This is a genomic window from Rhizobium sp. BK491 (genome assembly GCF_014194925.1).
Classification (GTDB): domain Bacteria; phylum Pseudomonadota; class Alphaproteobacteria; order Rhizobiales; family Rhizobiaceae; genus Rhizobium.
Genome location: NZ_JACIAR010000002.1, coordinates 890,580 through 907,076, shown reverse-complemented (window position 1 = coordinate 907,076; position 16,497 = coordinate 890,580). Strand labels below are relative to the sequence as shown.

The 16,497-nt window shown below is 60.4% G+C and carries 20 protein-coding genes; 10 read left to right on the top strand and 10 right to left on the bottom strand.

Features of this window, described 5'->3' with window-relative positions:
* Positions 1 to 35 precede the first annotated feature (35 nt).
* Positions 36 to 662 carry a C39 family peptidase gene (locus FHX05_RS12310; protein WP_348648313.1) on the bottom strand — a complete coding sequence of 209 codons (627 nt, stop codon included), beginning with the start codon at positions 660 to 662 and terminating at the stop codon, positions 36 to 38.
* Between the two features lie 99 nt (positions 663 to 761).
* Between FHX05_RS12310 and FHX05_RS12305 the strand changes: the two genes are divergently transcribed.
* On the top strand, positions 762 to 1,541 hold the full coding sequence (locus tag FHX05_RS12305) for a class I SAM-dependent methyltransferase (RefSeq protein ID WP_183871936.1): 780 nt from the start codon (positions 762 to 764) through the stop codon (positions 1,539 to 1,541).
* 12 nt (positions 1,542 to 1,553) lie between these two features.
* On the opposite strand, the gene FHX05_RS12300 is transcribed toward FHX05_RS12305, so the two are convergent.
* The 3 genes from FHX05_RS12300 to FHX05_RS12290 form a co-directional block, all read right to left on the bottom strand.
* A complete protein-coding gene (locus FHX05_RS12300) occupies positions 1,554 to 2,468 on the bottom strand; it encodes a c-type cytochrome (protein WP_183871934.1) in 915 nt (304 codons plus the stop codon).
* Positions 2,469 to 2,562: 94 nt separating this feature from the next.
* Entirely contained in the window at positions 2,563 to 3,006 is a 444-nt protein-coding gene (locus FHX05_RS12295; RefSeq protein ID WP_112398214.1) for a cytochrome c, read from the bottom strand.
* A 166-nt stretch (positions 3,007 to 3,172) separates the two neighbouring features.
* A complete protein-coding gene (locus tag FHX05_RS12290) occupies positions 3,173 to 3,808 on the bottom strand; it encodes a LysE family translocator (protein ID WP_183871932.1) in 636 nt (211 codons plus the stop codon).
* 128 nt (positions 3,809 to 3,936) lie between these two features.
* Here FHX05_RS12290 and FHX05_RS12285 point away from each other — a divergent pair, with 128 nt between their 5' ends.
* Entirely contained in the window at positions 3,937 to 4,638 is a 702-nt protein-coding gene (locus FHX05_RS12285) for a YafY family protein (protein WP_183871930.1), read from the top strand.
* A gap of 83 nt (positions 4,639 to 4,721) precedes the next feature.
* On the opposite strand, the gene FHX05_RS12280 is transcribed toward FHX05_RS12285, so the two are convergent.
* Together FHX05_RS12280 and FHX05_RS12275 are read right to left on the bottom strand one after the other, a co-directional pair.
* Positions 4,722 to 5,564 carry a metallophosphoesterase gene (locus tag FHX05_RS12280; protein WP_183871928.1) on the bottom strand — a complete coding sequence of 281 codons (843 nt, stop codon included), beginning with the start codon at positions 5,562 to 5,564 and terminating at the stop codon, positions 4,722 to 4,724.
* A gap of 125 nt (positions 5,565 to 5,689) precedes the next feature.
* Positions 5,690 to 6,292 carry a superoxide dismutase gene (locus FHX05_RS12275; protein WP_015339177.1) on the bottom strand — a complete coding sequence of 201 codons (603 nt, stop codon included), beginning with the start codon at positions 6,290 to 6,292 and terminating at the stop codon, positions 5,690 to 5,692.
* Between the two features lie 270 nt (positions 6,293 to 6,562).
* Between FHX05_RS12275 and FHX05_RS12270 the strand changes: the two genes are divergently transcribed.
* A complete protein-coding gene (locus FHX05_RS12270) occupies positions 6,563 to 7,213 on the top strand; it encodes an aspartate/glutamate racemase family protein (RefSeq protein ID WP_183871926.1) in 651 nt (216 codons plus the stop codon).
* 4 nt (positions 7,214 to 7,217) lie between these two features.
* Here FHX05_RS12270 and FHX05_RS12265 read toward each other — a convergent pair whose 3' ends face one another.
* Positions 7,218 to 7,562, bottom strand: coding sequence for a nuclear transport factor 2 family protein (locus FHX05_RS12265; RefSeq protein ID WP_112607576.1), 345 nt, complete (start codon positions 7,560 to 7,562; stop codon positions 7,218 to 7,220).
* Positions 7,563 to 7,741: 179 nt separating this feature from the next.
* On the opposite strand from FHX05_RS12265, the gene FHX05_RS12260 reads away from it, so the two are divergent.
* The 3 genes from FHX05_RS12260 to FHX05_RS12250 all read left to right on the top strand — a co-directional run bounded on the left by FHX05_RS12260 (position 7,742) and on the right by FHX05_RS12250 (position 10,576).
* Entirely contained in the window at positions 7,742 to 8,557 is an 816-nt protein-coding gene (locus FHX05_RS12260; protein ID WP_183871924.1) for a helix-turn-helix domain-containing protein, read from the top strand.
* Between the two features lie 106 nt (positions 8,558 to 8,663).
* Positions 8,664 to 9,350 carry a YbhB/YbcL family Raf kinase inhibitor-like protein gene (locus tag FHX05_RS12255; RefSeq protein ID WP_112607580.1) on the top strand — a complete coding sequence of 229 codons (687 nt, stop codon included), beginning with the start codon at positions 8,664 to 8,666 and terminating at the stop codon, positions 9,348 to 9,350.
* Positions 9,347 to 10,576: an MFS transporter gene (locus tag FHX05_RS12250; RefSeq protein WP_183871922.1), complete on the top strand. Its 1,230-nt coding sequence runs from the start codon at positions 9,347 to 9,349 to the stop codon at positions 10,574 to 10,576. Before FHX05_RS12255 ends, FHX05_RS12250 begins: the two co-directional genes overlap by 4 nt.
* A 5-nt stretch (positions 10,577 to 10,581) precedes the next feature.
* Here the strand turns inward: FHX05_RS12250 and FHX05_RS12245 are convergent, their stop codons facing one another.
* Positions 10,582 to 10,833 (bottom strand): DUF1488 domain-containing protein, encoded by a 252-nt coding sequence (locus FHX05_RS12245; RefSeq protein WP_112335592.1) that lies wholly within the window; start codon positions 10,831 to 10,833, stop codon positions 10,582 to 10,584.
* 70 nt (positions 10,834 to 10,903) lie between these two features.
* Positions 10,904 to 11,026, bottom strand: coding sequence for a hypothetical protein (locus FHX05_RS30765; RefSeq protein WP_281409860.1), 123 nt, complete (start codon positions 11,024 to 11,026; stop codon positions 10,904 to 10,906).
* Between the two features lie 142 nt (positions 11,027 to 11,168).
* Here FHX05_RS30765 and FHX05_RS12240 point away from each other — a divergent pair, with 142 nt between their 5' ends.
* Positions 11,169 to 11,693: a GNAT family N-acetyltransferase gene (locus FHX05_RS12240; RefSeq protein WP_183871920.1), complete on the top strand. Its 525-nt coding sequence runs from the start codon at positions 11,169 to 11,171 to the stop codon at positions 11,691 to 11,693.
* Between the two features lie 21 nt (positions 11,694 to 11,714).
* Here the strand turns inward: FHX05_RS12240 and FHX05_RS12235 are convergent, their stop codons facing one another.
* Positions 11,715 to 12,602, bottom strand: coding sequence for a branched-chain amino acid aminotransferase (locus FHX05_RS12235; protein WP_183871918.1), 888 nt, complete (start codon positions 12,600 to 12,602; stop codon positions 11,715 to 11,717).
* 307 nt (positions 12,603 to 12,909) lie between these two features.
* Here FHX05_RS12235 and FHX05_RS12230 point away from each other — a divergent pair, with 307 nt between their 5' ends.
* From FHX05_RS12230 to zwf, 3 genes are all read left to right on the top strand, one after another.
* Positions 12,910 to 13,950 (top strand): zinc-dependent alcohol dehydrogenase family protein, encoded by a 1,041-nt coding sequence (locus FHX05_RS12230; protein ID WP_112607588.1) that lies wholly within the window; start codon positions 12,910 to 12,912, stop codon positions 13,948 to 13,950.
* A 57-nt stretch (positions 13,951 to 14,007) separates the two neighbouring features.
* A complete protein-coding gene (gene tam / locus FHX05_RS12225; RefSeq protein ID WP_183871915.1) occupies positions 14,008 to 14,778 on the top strand; it encodes a trans-aconitate 2-methyltransferase in 771 nt (256 codons plus the stop codon).
* 172 nt (positions 14,779 to 14,950) lie between these two features.
* Positions 14,951 to 16,471: a glucose-6-phosphate dehydrogenase gene (gene zwf, locus FHX05_RS12220; RefSeq protein ID WP_183871913.1), complete on the top strand. Its 1,521-nt coding sequence runs from the start codon at positions 14,951 to 14,953 to the stop codon at positions 16,469 to 16,471.
* Positions 16,472 to 16,497 lie beyond the last annotated feature (26 nt).

The following is a 16,497-nucleotide window of genomic DNA, read 5'->3' as shown; positions in this document are numbered from 1 at the left end:
CGGCCTTTAAGAGGATCGCCGTCTAACGCTCGATGTCAGTGACCGATGGCGATCCCGCGGCCTGCAAAGAACCTCTCGAACACCTCCAGCGGCATTTCGGCATTCTCGCGCGTCGCATCGACGTGGCCGGATGGATTGTGGAAGCGGATACTATTGCCGTCGATGGCCGTCACCAGCACCAGATGGCCGCCCTTGGCCGGCGGTTCGGTCTCGGGCCAGCGGATCGAATGATGCACCGACGCGATGAAGAACTCCGATTGATCGAGGATATCGGCGATGTCAGCGACGGAAATGCCGGTGACGACCCGAGCATCCAGATCGAAGCGATCACGAACGAATGGGACGAACGGCGCATAGATCAATCCCTTGATCCGGCCATCCGCCTCCTCGACATAGCCGCCATATTCCCGGCAACCCATGGCCAGATCCATGATCGGGATGATTTTGCCGGTGCGGGCGGCGAGCACCATCTTCAGGCAGGCCATGCCGCAGAGATTGCCGGCCCAGCGCGCATAATCCTCGACGCTGCTTGCGCCGGATGACGCCCAGAGCGGGTCCTTCAGCAAGGCTGATTGTGCACCCTCGGCGACGACCGCCAGCGTCATGTCAGGCGTTTCCCATTGGCTGAAATAAGGAACCCTCCGCGCCACCCTCGCGTCCACGACCACACTCTCCTGTTGCCGAATCCCATGGCTACAAGCTTGATCGGAAATGCGCTAGAAAAATGGCTGTCGACTTCGATCTGCAACTGGAGATGCGACTTGGAACAGCGGTTCACATTCGACAGCGTCGCCACCCTCTACAATGCTTCCCGCCCGCTCTATCCCGATGCGCTTTTTGCCGATGTCATCGATTTTGCCAGGCTGGAAGCCAAGGATCGGGTCCTCGAAATCGGCTGCGGCACCGGACAAGCGACAGAGAGCTTTGCTCGCCGTGGCCTCTCCGTTCTCGCGCTTGATCCCGGCGCGGAACTGATTGCAGTTGCCCAGGAAAGATTGGTGGAATTTCCGCGAGTGCGGTTCGAGCACACCACCTTCGAAGCATGGCCGGGCGAGCCGGAGAGCCTCAGGCTGATATTCGCGGCCCAATCCTTCCACTGGGTTTCGCCGGAACTGCGCTTCGCCAGGACGGCCGCCGTCCTCGCGCCGGAAGGAACACTCGCCGTCTTCGGCAATGTGCCGATGAAGCCGGAACCGCCCCTGTCAGAAAAGTTCGCGGGGATCTACGCCCGCCATGCCCCGCAACTCGCCGGTCCGCCCGTGGAAGCCTGGTATCTGCCCGACGGTCCCTTTGCTTGGGAGCTGCGGCAGTCCGACCACTTCGAAGCTCCTGCGCATCATTGCTATTCTTGGAGCCGCTCGCACACGGCACAAAGCTATACCGACCTTTTGCGAACGCTCTCCAGCTACCGGCTTTTGAGCGAGGATCAGCGGCAAACGCTGCTTTCCGAGCTTGCTGATGCCATCAACGCGCATGGCGGCGTATTCGAGCTGCATTATGAAACGCATCTCTATCTCGCTCAGCGCTCGGACGCGGCTTGAGCATCTTGCGGCTTACTTCGCCGGCAGTGCCTTGAGATAGGCTGCAATCGCCTGGCGGTCGGCTGCAGGCAGGTGGGCGATGTTCTGCTGGACTTCGGCCATCGAGCCGCCGGCAGAATCGTAGTCCGGGGTGAAGCCGGTTTCGAGGTAGTTGGCGATGTCGCCGGCGCTCCAGCTGCCGATTGCCTTGGAGCCCGGGGTAATATCTGGGATCTGGCCCTTGCCCTCCGGATTGGGCGCGCCCGCCAGCCATTGGCCACTCACGAAGCCGCCGAGGCTGTCACGTGGCGTATGGCATTCGCCACAATGTCCCGGCCCTTCCACAAGATACTGACCACGCTTGACCTTCTCGTCGGCACTGGCAAGCACGATGCGCGGCTGATCGTTGAGATAGAGGAACTTCCAGCCCCCCAGCGCGAGCCGGATATTGAAGGGAAAGGGCAGCTCATGCGGCGGAACGACATTGTCGCTTTTCGACAGCGTCTTCAGGAAGGCCCAGAGATCGTTGATGTCCTTGTCGCTCATGCGGGTATAGGAGCCGTAGGGAAAGGACGGATAGAGGTGCTCGCCGTTTCTGCCGACGCCGCGCTTCATGGCATTGCCGAAATCGGCGAGCGTCCAGCTGCCAAGCCCCGCCTTCTCATCCGGCGAGATATTCGGGACATGGAAGGTGCCGAACGGGCTGGTCAGCGCCAAGCCACCCGAAAGCACCAGCTTGGCATCGCCCTGGGCGCCGGGTGCCGCATGACAGCTCGTACAGCCGCCGGCCCAGAAGACCAGCTGACCGTTTTTGACATCTGGGTCACCGAGATTGGCCCAATGGCTGGCGGGCAAGGGCGACGGCGCGGTGATGACATAGAATGCACCACCGCCGAGAATGATCACGCCAAAAAGGCAAAGCAGCCACCGAATAAACCGCGCCATCATTCCACCCCTTAGCCCAGCTCCAAAGCCAAAAGCCTCCGCAGCGGTAGAATTGTGCGGAGGCCAAAATCGATATTCAAACTAGGCCGACCTACCGCTAGTCCTTCTTGATGCGATAGGCTTGGTGACAGGCACCACAGCTGCCGCCGAGCGTCTTCAGCGTCGCGCCGACGCCGGCCTTATCGGCGGGGAGCTGGGCGAGCGCCGTCTCGGCATCGGTCGAAAGCTTGGCGGCATGCGCCTTGAAGTCATCGAGATTGTCCCAGATCTTCGGGTTGACCTCGGGATCGGTCTTGTCGCTCTGCGGATTGAACTGATCCGGAAACGCCTTGGCGGTTTCGGCGATCGTCGTCAGAGATGCCTTGACGATGTCGGCGTCATAGGGCTTGTCGCCCTTGGCAATCGCGCCGAGAGCACCCGTTGCGCCCCCGATCTTCTTCATCATGCCGATGCGGGAGTCATGCGTGCCGTCGGCCGCGACGACCGAACCCAGTGCGATGCCGGCCAGAGCCGTCGCCATCACAATCGCTTTCCACTTCATTTCGTTCTCCTACCTCTTCGCAAATGGTGCGGACCGCTTGCGCGGCCGGCGCATGATTACGGCGACATGTTTGCTGGTTTCCTTTCCGGCAATGAAGTCACAAAGTGGTGAGATGCAAGTGAAATCAGTGTCATGCTAGCGACACACTCATTCGCCGCTTCAGCCCTCACGCTAATTTCAAGCCCTCCCAGACAGTAAACACTGAAACTGCGACAAGCAGCAGCCCGGCTGCGCGGCCCGCAAAGGCAGTTGCTCTGGGATTGGCAACCAGCAGCTCGCGGCTGCGCCCGGCAGTGATGGCAAGTCCGCCGTAAACAGCAAATTGGGTCGCGATGGTCATGGCTCCCATAATGACGGCCTGTATCCACATCGGGCCGTAATCCGGCTTCAGGAATTGCGGGTACACGGCAAAGATGAAGAGATAGGCCTTGGGATTGATGAGGCAAGTCACTGCTCCCTGCCGGAAGGCTTTCCAGGCGGAGCGGCTGCCGGCAGGCCCGCTCTCCCCAACGGTTATGGAGCTGCGCATCAGCGTATAGCCGATGTAAGCCATGTAAGCTCCGCCGATCACAAGCAGCGGATTGAAGAGAACGGGCACGAAATGCATCAGCAGGCCGATGCCGATGGCGCCGTTCAGCGAATGCACCGCGCCGCCCAGCATGATGCCGCCCGTCGCGGCAAGGCCGCGGTTGCTGCCGCCGGTGAGGGAATTGGCGAGCACGAACAGCATGTCCATGCCCGGTACGATTATGATGCCCAAAAGAAGGATGAAGAAGAGCCAGAGATTTTCTGCGTAACCCATGTCAGTTGCCTATCGCCCTCTCCTTAATGACAGGAGAGGAAATGGTTGATTTTCAAGTCGATAGGCAGTCTTATAAAATGAGCCAACTGACGGGGTGTTGTCAGTAGCCTTCATCTTTGGGACAAGAAATGCGCAAGGCATCGCGCCTGTTCGAGATCATCCAGATCCTGCGGCTGGCAAAGCTGCCGGTGACGGGGGCCGATATTGCCGCCCGGCTGGAGGTGACGGTGCGTTCGGTTTATCGCGATATCGCCGCACTTCAGGCGATGCGCGTGCCGATCGAGGGCGAACGCGGCATCGGCTATATCCTGCGGCCCGGCTTCGACCTGCCGCCGCTGATGTTCTCGATCGAAGAAATGGAAGCGATCGTGCTGTCGCTGGCGCTATTGGAGCGCACCGGCGACGCCGAGCTGAAACAAGCGGCCAAGCGCGTGAGCGCCAAGATAGCCGGCGCGGTGCCTCCACCGCTGCGCCAGACGCTCGATGCCAATGCGCTGCATGCCTGGGGCTTTGCCGCACCTTCGGCCGCGGCCATCGATCTTTCGCTGGTGCGCCGCGCCATTCGCGACGAGGAAAAGCTGGACCTTGCCTATCGTGACGAGCTCGGCCGCGCCACGGAACGCATCATCCGGCCGATCGCGCTGATCTATTATGCCGAAACGGCCAACATCGTCGCCTGGTGCGAGTTGCGCCAGGCTATCCGCAACTTCCGCAGCGATCGGATCGAAGGCTGCGAGGCGACGGGATTATGGTTCAAGGGCGAAGGCGACGGTTTGAGGCAGATCTGGGTGAATGGCTGGCAGATAAACACCCCAGCCGCCGCCGGCTGAGGCGTTGGCAACATCGATCGTAAGGCCAGATCCTGTAAACCAGACAACCTCACCTCGCATCCGCATGCCGCAGCGGAATAGGTTCAGCGTAGCGCCAGGGTTCGGCTCGTCTCGCGACCAAAGCCGCTGATTTCCAGCCGGTCCCCACAGACCGAGACAATCGCGTAGGCGCTCGTGTCTTCGGTGTCCACCATGCCCTTGAAGTTGACGAAGTAAGTGCCATCCGACACGCCGAAATTGCCGGCATGATTGTGACCGTTAAGGTAAGCGACGACATGGTCATGCTCTGCCAAAAGGGCCAGCAGGCGGTCGCTGTTCAGGGCATTATGTCCATTCTCTGGGAAGACGGGATAGTGGTTCATGACGACGACCTTCTCGCCTGCCGCCTTTGCTTCCTTGAGTTTCGCGGCAAGCCAGTCATATTGTGTCTCGCCGATCGCCCCGTTCCAGCGCTGGCCATTGAGAGCGCCGGCGATCTCCAGCGCCTTCATCAAATCCTTCGCCTCCTGCCGCCGCGGATCGCCTTCCGGCGGGGCAAAGACGCTGATTTCATTGCCGTCAAGCGCGATGAAGCGATAGCCGGAAAGACTGAAATCGTAATAGGCCGACGGCATGCCGACCCGCGCCGGCACCATGCCGAGATGTTGCGGAGCAACGGCGAAATCATGGTTGCCGAGCAGGAAATGCTTGCGATGACGCAAGGCTTGGTAGACCGGCAAAACGGCGTCGAAGCTCTTCCATTCGCGGTCGATGATATCGCCGAGCGTGACGACGAAGGCGAGATCGTGCCGATTGAACTCCTCGATCGCCGCTCGAAGTTTGTCGAGACTGTTCGCGGGATAGCGATTGAGGGTGAGATTGGGCGCGAGATCGGCATATTGCGGATCGGCGATGACACCGAAGCGGAAAAGCGGCGCTGATGGCATTCAGCCTCCTGTGGCGATCTCCCGGGCCGCCAAGCGGCACACGGATATATCAATAAGGCTGCTCATAAGAAAACACCCGACGCCAGGAAGACGCCGGGTGCGAAAGCCAGCCTATGCGGCAAACCTTACTTCGTCGCGGCTTCGTAGCGCTCCAGGACGTAGTCCCAGTTGATAAGGCTGTCGATGAAGGCTTCGAGGTACTTCGGGCGCAGGTTGCGGTAGTCGATGTAGTAGGAGTGTTCCCATACGTCGACGCCGAGGATCGGGTCGGCGCCGTGAACGAGCGGGTTTTCGCCGTTCGGGGTCTTGGAGATTTCCAGCTTGCCGTTCTTGACGGAAACCCATGCCCAGCCGGAGCCGAACTGAGTGGCGCCGGCAGCGGCGAAATCGGCTTTGAACTTGTCGTAGCCGCCGAGATCGGAAGCAAACGCTGCTTCGAGCTTGCCCGGCAGCTTGTTGCCGCCGCCGCCCTTCTTCATCCACTTCCAGAAATGGATGTGGTTGTAGTGCTGGGCAGCATTGTTGAAGAGGCCGGCATTGGTGCCGAAGGACTTCTTCACGATTTCTTCGAGCGAAAGATCGGCAAGACCTGCTTCCGCAGCGAGCTTGTTGCCGTTGTCGACATAGGCCTTGTGGTGCTTGTCGTGGTGATATTCGAGGGTCTCACGCGACATGAAGGGCGAAAGTGCATCGTAATCATAAGGAAGTTCAGGCAATTCGAAAGCCATGGTCATATCTCCTCTTGGCAAAAAATTGCGTCGGCAGGTGAAGCGGAACATAGGAGCCGTCGCCTGGAAGAGCAACCGGCGACATGCCAAAAAAGTTGCACGTAGGAGCAAAAATTGCCCTACTTTTCAAATAGGTATAGCATCGACTTAGAAGTTTACCTTATTGCATATGATGATGTTTCGATACAGGGCGGACTGCCGCGGCAAAACATCGACAAGGCATAGCCCCAAGGCTAGTTTACGGATCTCCTGTCGTGATGAGGAACATCTGTGACGATCGCCTGCCTGCACACCGCCGAAAGCAATATCACCGTCTATGAAGCGGCGGCGAAGGCACTCGGGTTGCCTGATGGCATGCTGCATCATCATGTCCGTGCCGATCTTCTTCTCGCCGCCGAAAAGGTGGGACGCCTGACGGATGAGATTTCGGCCGAAACGGCAGCGCTTCTCTGGCATCTGGCGGAGGATGCCGATGCCGTCGTGCTCAACTGCTCGACACTAGGCCCAGCAGCGTCGAAGATCGCGGCCGGCGCCGGAGCCCCGATCATCCAGGCAGATGCAGTGTTGGCAGAGCAGGCGGTCAAGGCGGGCGGTAAGGTTATCGTGCTGTGCACCGTCGAAACGACCATCGCCCCGACGACTGCACTTTTCGAAGCGGCGGCTAAGGCGACGAGTGCCGAAATCGAGGTTCGGCTGGTGCCGGGTGCATGGGCGCACTTCCGGGCCGAGGATCTCTCGGCCTATCTTGCGGCTATTGCCGATGCGATGAAAGCGTTCAGCGGCGAAAGCGCTGTCACGATCGCTTTCGCTCAAGCCTCGATGACGGATGCCGTTCACCTTCTTCCGGAAAACTGCCCGCAACCTATGACTGGTCCGGCGACCGCACTTGCCGCCGCAATGGCGAAGATTACGGGCAGCTGAAGCATTATAAATTCCGCCCGAAATAGACGTTCACCTCGGCTATGCGGTCGCCGGCGAAGCGGATCAGCTCGACATTGCGAAAGCTGGCGCCATCCATCTTCTCGGCGCGATAGCCGACGATCACATCGTCACCATCCGCGACCAGATGTTCGATATGAATATCGCGAAACACCTTCTCCTTCGGCCAGCAGTGCTCGAAATACCGCTTCCGGTCGATGTGATCGTCGCGCGGACTGGAAAAGGTGAAATCCCGGGTCAGCATCGGGTCGACAATATCGGGATGCTGAGCGACATAGGCTGCAAACAGCCGCCGGACCGTATCGCAACGGGCATTTTCGAGAGAGTTCATAATCTACCTCCTCCTTTGCATCAGGACGGGGTTTGATCCGCCAACCATAAACTGATTGCATAATGCAATCAGTTTATAACATCAGCCCGGCGAACCGACAAGGCGCTTTGCGGACTTGGCATTGCCGTCCGCGTGGTCCAAACTCCTCGAACACCCCAATCAGCAGAAAGCCATCGCAAGTGTCCGAGGCTCATAACCACATGTTGGAAAAGCTGCGTCGGCTGGCGGCCAAAGACAATCGTCCGGCGGTCGAGCCAACCGGCATCGGCAGCTATTCCACGCTTTTTACCTTCGTGACGCGCGAACGCGAACGCATTGCTGGCTCCGCCTTTTCCCAGGTTTCAATCGTCGCCATCCTCGAAGGTTCCAAGGAAATCGTCAGCATGGGACGGCAGCGGCATTTTTCGGCCGGTACGGTGCTCGTGCTGCCGGCTGGGTGGAGCGGCGATATCGTCAACGACCCCGATCCGCAGACCGGCGTCTATCGGGCGATCTTCATCACCTTTCCCGAGGAATTGACACGGCGGGCGGCAAAAGCCTTTCCGCCAGCCCAAACCGCATCGCAGATCGACCTGCCGCTCGATTCGTTACTGGCCGCTGCCATCGGCCATGCCGGCGAAGGCATTGCCAGTGGAAGCCTGCCGATCCCACTGATCGAGCACAGACTCGTGGAAATACTCATGGTGCTCGGCATGCGTGGCGCCCTGCCCGGATCGCCGGCGACAACCGCCGAGGCGGTGCGGGCGCTGGTGCGCTGGCAGCCGGACCGTGCCTGGACAGCCGATCTTATCGCCGCCGAGCTTGGTACGAGCAACGCGACATTACGCCGCCGCCTGTCACGCGAGGGCGCTTCCCTGCGAGAGGTACTGGCAAGCGAACGTGTGGCGCTGGCAACGACCCTTCTCGCGGAGGACGGGCTGTCGCTGCGGGAAGCCGCCCTTGCGACAGGCTATCGCTCACCGCGCCGTTTCGCTGATCGACTTCGCAGCGCGTGAGCGTTTCCGACCGCATTTTGAGCGTTTGGGTGCGCAGCCGACTGGCACGAATTTGTTAGACCCTGCCCTCGAAGCTCACAGGAGCGAACCGCGAAAGGGCAACATCATGAAAACCATGCTCAACCTTCTGAACGTCATCGTCATTACAGTAGCCGTCGCCACGCCGGCGCTATCGGCCGATCTCAAGGTGACATTTGCCAAGAGCAGCGGCCAGATGCTGCTGCCGGAAAACGCCTCCTGCATTTCGACAGCGTCCGACAAATCGGCGCCCGGCCCTAACAAGAGCCTTGCCGTCTCCTGGTCGAAAGGGCCGAAGGGAACGCGATCCTATGCGCTGACGATGGTCGACCCGGACGTGCCCGCCGATTTCTCGCTGTTCAACAAGGCGGACAAAACCATCTCGAAGGATTTCAAACGGATGGAATTCGTTCACTGGGTGCTGGCCGATATTCCTCCATCGCGCACTAGCCTTGCCGAAGGCGCGGACGGAAACGGCCCTTCGGCCAATGGCCTACCGCTCGAACGCACGGCCTATGGGCGACGCGGCCAGAATGGCGCCGGCGGCGGCAATTTGAAGGACGGACCGCATGGCGGCTACATGGGCGCCTGCCCGCCCTGGAATGACGAACGTGTTCACAGCTACCACGTCACCGTCTATGCGCTCGATGTCGACCGGCTGAAGCTTCCCGATCTCTTCACCCGTGCCGACCTGCTCGCCGCAGCAAAGGGTCATATCCTGGCATCGGGCAGCCAGGAACTGTTTTACACATTGAATGCAAAGGCCGAGAAATGACCGAGACGAGATGGGATGTAGCAGCACCCGCCGAGCCGGAAACCGCGCATTGGATGCGGAACCTGATCATCTGCCTCGTCGGCTCGTTCACGACGATCGTCGCGATGACGCTGCTACTCCCCTTCCTGCCGCTCTATATCGAGGAACTCGGCGTCAGCGACAAAGCCGCGATCGTGCAATGGTCCGGCATCGCCTATGGCGCCACCTTCTTTGCCGCCGCCTTCGTCGCGCCGCTCTGGGGGCGGCTCGGCGATATCTATGGCCGCAAGCTGATGCTGATCCGCGCCAGCCTCGGCATGACGGTCGCCATCTCTCTGATGGGCATGGCCGGCAATGTCTGGCAACTGGTGGCGCTGCGCCTCTTCACCGGTCTCGCCGGCGGCTATGCCTCGGGTTCGATGGTGCTGGTGGCCGCGCAGACGCCGAAGCATCGCTCGGCCTGGGCGCTGGGTACGCTTTCGGCTGGTATCATGGCGGGTAATCTCGTCGGGCCACTGATCGGCGGCGCGCTGCCGCCTGTTATCGGTATTCGCGGCACTTTCCTGCTGGCCGGCGGCGTAATCTTCCTGACCTTCCTGGCAACGACCTTCCTGATCAAGGAGGAGAAATCCACCGCGCGCAAGAAGGCTGCGAAGGCCAGCAGCAGCTGGGCCTCCATTCCGGACAAGCGCCCCGTCATCGCCATGCTGTCGCTCGGCCTGCTGCTGATGCTCGCCAATATGTCGATCGAGCCGATCATAACGGTCTATGTCGCGCAGTTCGTTAGCGACGCCAGGGTGACGATGGTGTCGGGCGTCGTGATGGCCGCAGCGGCGCTCGGCAGCATCCTGTCGTCCTCGTGGCTCGGCAAGCTCGCCGATCGCATCGGATACTGGAGCGTCATCATGGTCGCCCTCGCCGCCGCTGCGCTGCTGCTGATACCGCAGGCCTTCGTCACCTCGGCCTGGCAATTGATCGGCTTGCGCTTCCTGATGGGTGTGGCGCTCGGCGGCCTCCTGCCCTGCATCACCGCCGTTATCAGGCACAATGTGCCCGATGCGGCCACCGGCAGCATTCTCGGGCTCTCCATCTCCTCGCAATATGTCGGTCAGGTGGCAGGCCCGGTCCTGGGCGGCTTCGTCGGTGGTCATATCGGCATGCGCGCCGTGTTCCTCGGAACCTGCGTTCTACTGGCGATCGGGGCGGTCTATTGCTGGTGGGTCAGCCCGAAGAAAGAGGCGGAATAGTCTCGTCAGCGAAAATCGCTAGCGGTCAGGACGTACAGGCGTCGTCGGGCATGGCCGTAGGCTCTGGCGGCGACCTTCTGGATCGCGTCTCGTCCGTCATCGAAGGCGGCAAGATATCCAGCTTCGGTATGCGAACCCGGGAAGACATCCGCGTCGACCAGAAACGAAACCTCGAACATGCCGTCATAGCCGGTGAAACGGATACGCCTCGCCGAAGCGTCGTAACTGCGGCTGCGATTGGGAAAGCTCAGGCTCATCGTCAACTACCTCGAAACAAAACCGACCCGGCGGCCTGATTAAGGCCGACGGTTTCAATTGCTTCCGACTTCACCAGGTCAATCCGAACAGCGTCGAATAGACGACGAAGGCAATCGCCAACACGACGCAGAGCTGGAGGAAAGCCCTGTAATAGTCGAAGAGATAGACAGAGGCAGGAAGAGAGATTTTCATGGCGGCCTCCTTAAGGGTTTTGCCAACCGAGATCATAATATCACAAAAGCCCCCTTCGCGCCGTTTAATTTGGATTGGGTTTGCGCTACAATAATATCCGTCTGGGATCTTCGCCTTATCTCGATAGTCTTGGAGAACAGCAGTGCTTCCGACTTTTGAAACTGGCCGCCTGATCCTGCGCCCGCGCACCTTGGCGGACATCGACGATTGCCTCGCCATGGATCGGGATCCGGAGGTGACGAGACTCATTCCGGGGCCGTGGGGCGATCCGGAGGCACACCGACTATTCCTGACGAGCCGCATGGAGGCTGATTTCGGTGATGGCCTCGGCTATTGGTCAATCTTCGCCAAGGAGGATCCGAAGCAATTTCTCGGCTGGATTTTACTGATCCCCGTCGACGCGGTCGGGCCAGACATCGAGATTGGCTGGCGGTTGAACAGGTTCGCCTGGGGCAAAGGCTATGCCACGGAAGCGGCAAGGCCGGTTCTCACGCATGCTTTCGGAACACTTGGCCTCGAACGGCTGATTGCCGATATCGCACCCGGCAACACCGCTTCCATGCGCGTCGCCGAAAAGCTCGGCCTGTCCCCGACGCGCGAGACAACGTATCTCGGCCAGCCCTTTGCGTCCTATCAGATGACCAGGAACGCTTTCGAAGCTCGGTAGATTGTAACCTGTCAGGCCTCACTACTCTTCGCTGGCGCTGCGGCCGTGCGCCCAATCCATGTAAAGTTCCAGCGCCTTGCGGGCGACCGGCCCTTCCTGGAATTCGCAGCCATCGAGGCGATTGACGCTGACGACCTTGGAATAGTTGCCGGTCGTGAAGATTTCATCTGCCGCCATGAACTGCTCGACGGATAGAGTTTCCTCCCGCACGTCGAAGCCTTCCCGACGCAATAGCCCGATGACGCGGGCCCGCGTGATACCGGCAAGGAAGGTGCGGTTGGCGACCGGCGTATAGACGATGCCGCCCTTGACCATGAAAACGTTGGACGACGCCGTCTCGACGACGTTGCCGTTCATGTCGCGCACGAGCGCATTGTTGAAACCGCGGCCCCTCGCCTCCAGGATCATGCGGCCGCTGTTCGGATAGAGCGATCCCGCCTTGGCGTCGGTCATCGCCGTCTCCGGCGATGGGCGGCGGAAGGGCGAGACCGTGAGCGTGATGCCGCCATTGCCGCCAAGCGGAGCTTCGAACAGGCAGAGCGCGAAACGCGTCGATTCCGCGTCGACGGCAACGACGCTGCCCGGCGAACCATGCTCGCCCCAATACATCGGCTTGATATAGATCGGCGTCTTGCCGTCGAATTTCTTGATGCCTTCCCAGGCGAGCGCCTCGATCTCTTCAGCCGTCTTCACCGGCTTCAGGCCCATCGCAATGGCGGAGCGGTTAATGCGCTGGCAATGGAGGTCGAGATCAGGGGCGATGCCATCGAACCAGCGGGCACCATCGAACACGGTCGAACCAAGCCACATGGCATGCGAAGTCGGCCCGATCAGCGGCGGATTGCCGGAAAGCCATTCTCCTTCGACATAGGTCCAGGTGGTGGTTCGGGGCGACGTATCGACGGACATGGTATTTCCTCCCTTTGATCGGTTCAGCTTTCGCCGGATCGCCGAACCGCTCCATCTTTTTGTTTTCTCGCAATTCCGGACGGAAAGCCGTGACCGCGCTTTGGCGGAATTGCTTTAGATGGCGAAGAGCAAATAACCCTGCAACCCAAGGGTCAAGCGGAAACTGCGCGGTAAAATTCATTTGCAACAAAGCGCCCGATACCGCATTCATAACGCAATTTTCATGCGTCGAAACAACGACTTGACGAATAGATCCATCAGGAAAAGTGATGAACCGTAGGAATCGTCAAGAGACAGGAAGAACCCCATGAAAGCCATGTATTACGAGGCCTTCGAGGCAACACCCGAAATCCGCACCCTGCCAGATCCGACACCGGGCGAAGATGGCGTCGTTATCGCCGTCGGCGCGACGGGGCTCTGCCGCAGCGACTGGCATGGCTGGATGGGTCATGATCCCGATATCAGGCTGCCGCATGTGCCGGGCCATGAGCTTGCCGGCAAGGTGGTGGCGGCCGGGCGCGGCGTCGTCCGCTTCAAGGTGGGCGATCGCGTCACCGTTCCCTTCGTCTCCGGCTGCGGCCACTGTGCCGAATGCCATTCCGGCAACCAGCAGGTCTGCCCCAGCCAGTTCCAGCCCGGCTTCACCCATTGGGGCTCCTTTGCCGAATATGTCGCGATCGACTATGCCGACACCAATCTCGTCCACTTGCCGGACTCGGTAGACGACGCGACGGCGGCAAGCCTCGGCTGCCGTTTCGCCACCTCCTTCCGTGCCGTTGCCGATCAGGCGAAGACCCGTCCCGGCGAATGGATCGCCGTTCATGGCTGCGGCGGCGTCGGCCTGTCGGCGATCATGATCGCGAGCGCCCTTGGCGCCAACGCCATCGCCATCGACATTTCCGACGAGAAGCTCGCCTTCGCCCGCGAATGTGGGGCAGTCGCGACCATTAATGCGGCCGAGGTCGCCGATGTGGCCGAGGCCGTACGCGAGATCACCAAGGGCGGCGCGCATGTCTCGATCGACGCGCTCGGCCATCCCACGACCTGCTTCAATTCCATCAAGAACCTGCGTCGCCGCGGCCGGCATGTGCAGGTTGGCCTTATGCTCGGCGATTATGCGACGCCACAGATCCCGATGGCGCAGGTCATCGGCCATGAGCTGGAAATCTACGGCAGCCACGGCATGCAGGCCTGGCGCTACGATGCCATGCTCGACATGCTCGCCGCCGGCAAGATAGCGCCCCAGAAACTCATCGGTCGCAGTATCAGCCTGGAAGAAGCCGTTCCGGCGCTGATGTCTCTTGATAAAGCCGAAGGCAAGGGCATCAGCGTCATTACACGGTTCTGATATATCCCGGTGCTATGCGCATCCAGAGAAACGGCAATCCAGAAAGAGGAAACGCTCATGGCATGGTCTGCCGGTCAATATCTGAAATTCGAAGATGAACGCACGCGCCCCTCGCGCGACCTGCTGGCTCAGGTACCGCTGGATCGGATCGAACGCGCGATCGACCTCGGTTGCGGCCCCGGCAATTCGACCGAGCTGATCATCGAGCGCTATGGTGCTGCCGGCGTCTCCGGCCTCGATAGCGACGACAACATGCTGGAGGAGGCGCGCAAGCGCTTGCCCGGCACAAGCTTCGTCAAGGCGGATCTCGCCACATGGCAGCCGGAAGAACCGGTGGATCTGCTCTTTGCCAATGCGGTCTTCCAATGGCTCCCAAATCATCTCGATATCCTCGACCACCTGATGGACGGGCTGAAGCCCGGCGGCGTGCTTGCCGTGCAGATGCCCGACAATCTGACGGAGCATAGCCATCTGATGATGGAAGAAACCGCAAAGAACGGTCCCTGGAGCGATGCCTTCGCTAAGAAGAGCGTACGCCGCAATCCCCTACCTGCGCCCTCGGTCTATTATAACAGGCTGATCGGCAAGTCCGTCCGGGTCGATATCTGGCACACCAACTACAATCACGTGCTGGAAAACGCAGCAGCCATTGTCGAATGGGTGAAGGGCACGGGCCTGCGTCCCTATCTCGACCATGTCGGCGCCGAGCATCGCGATGCCTTCATCGCCGAATATCTGAAGCATATCGAGAAAGCCTATCCGCCGCTTGTCGACGGCAAGGTGCTGTTGCGCTTCCCGCGGCTCTTCCTGGTCGCGGTGAAGAAATAGGTTATCTATCAGCCCCGAAATACCTGTTGGCGGCGGTGCGTCGATCCCATCGACAACCGGCGCCGGCCCGCGCTAGAACATGACAAGCCAAAGCTGAAACAGCAACAGCTCCGAGGAGATAGTCGATGTCGTCCAGAAGCCCAGAATATGGCCTCCAGAAGGAGATCCGTGCATGACCACCCCCGACGTCGCACCGGCCCCGCCGCTGACATTCGTGATCTTCGGCGCCGCCGGCGATCTCACCCGGCGCCTGCTGATCCCGACGCTGATCAACATGACCCGCAGCGGGCTTATCGGCGACGATTTGCATATTCTCGGCATCGGCATCGAGACCGGCGGCGCCGACATGCTGCTCGATCGCCTGGAATCGTTCCTGAAGACATCAGGCGACATGGACGATCCGGAGCGGCAGGCAGCATGGCAGAGCCTGCGCAAGCGCATCAGCTATATTTCCGGCGATTTCACCCAGAACGGCGTCTACAAGGAGATTTCGGATTATCTCTCGCATGCGGCCAGCGCCAACGCAGCCTTTTATTTCGCCGTGCCACCGCGCTTCTTCGGCGATATCGCCGAGAAACTCTCCGAAAACGGACTGATGAACGAAGCGACCGGGGCTTTCCGCCGCATCGCGATCGAAAAACCCTTTGGCCATGATCTTGCCTCGGCACAGGCTTTGAATGCGCGGCTGCTGAACCATGTATCCGAAAGCCAAATCTACCGCATCGACCATTTCCTCGGCAAGGAAACCGTGCAGAACATCATGACGACGCGCTTCGCCAACATGATGATCGAGGCACTGTGGAACAACAACTATATCGACCACGTGCAGATCACGGCGGCCGAGCTTGTGGACGTCGGCACGCGCGGCAAATTCTACGATGCGACCGGCGCGCTACGCGACATGGTGCCGAACCACCTCTTTCAGCTGCTGGCGATGGTGGCGATGGAACCGCCGAACAGCTTCGATGCCGAATCCATCCGCAATGAGAAGGGCAAGGTACTGAAGGCCTTGCGCGTGTACTCGCGGGAGGAAGCAATCAAGAACGGCGTACGCGGCGCCTATACGGCCGGCCCGATTGCCGGCAGGGATCTGCCGGCCTTTACCCAGACACCCGATGTCGCGCCCGACAGCAACACCGAAACCTTCGTGGCGCTGAAACTCCTAGTCGATACCTGGCGTTGGGCCGGCGTGCCCTTCTACCTGCGCACGGGCAAGGCGATGAAGGCGCGGGATACGGAAGTGGTCATCACCTTCCGGCCGGTGCCCTTCGCCCAGTTCCCGCGCCACGAATCCCGCCCCGAATTGCCGCCGAACAGGCTCATCATCCAGGTGCAGCCCGACGAAGGGCTCGATATGGAAATCTCGATCAAATCGCCGGGGCTGGTGCTGAAAACCGCGCCCGTTTCGCTCGATTTCCGTTATGCCGACAGTTTCGACATCGGCAAGCAGACCGGCTACGAAAGCCTGTTCTACGAACTCTTCGTCGGCGACCAGACGCTCTTCCAGCGCGCCGACGGCATCGAAGCCGGCTGGGCGGCCGTGCAGCCCTTCCTCGACCTCTGGGCCGAAGGCGGCAAACCCGATCCTTACGCCCCCGGCAGCACCGGCCCGGCCTGCGCCGACGAACTCATCGAACGCGACGGCCGCAAATGGCATGAGATCGATGGGACACTGAAGAGCAGGAAATTCTAACGCTGAAGAAGATCAGCGGATGGAGG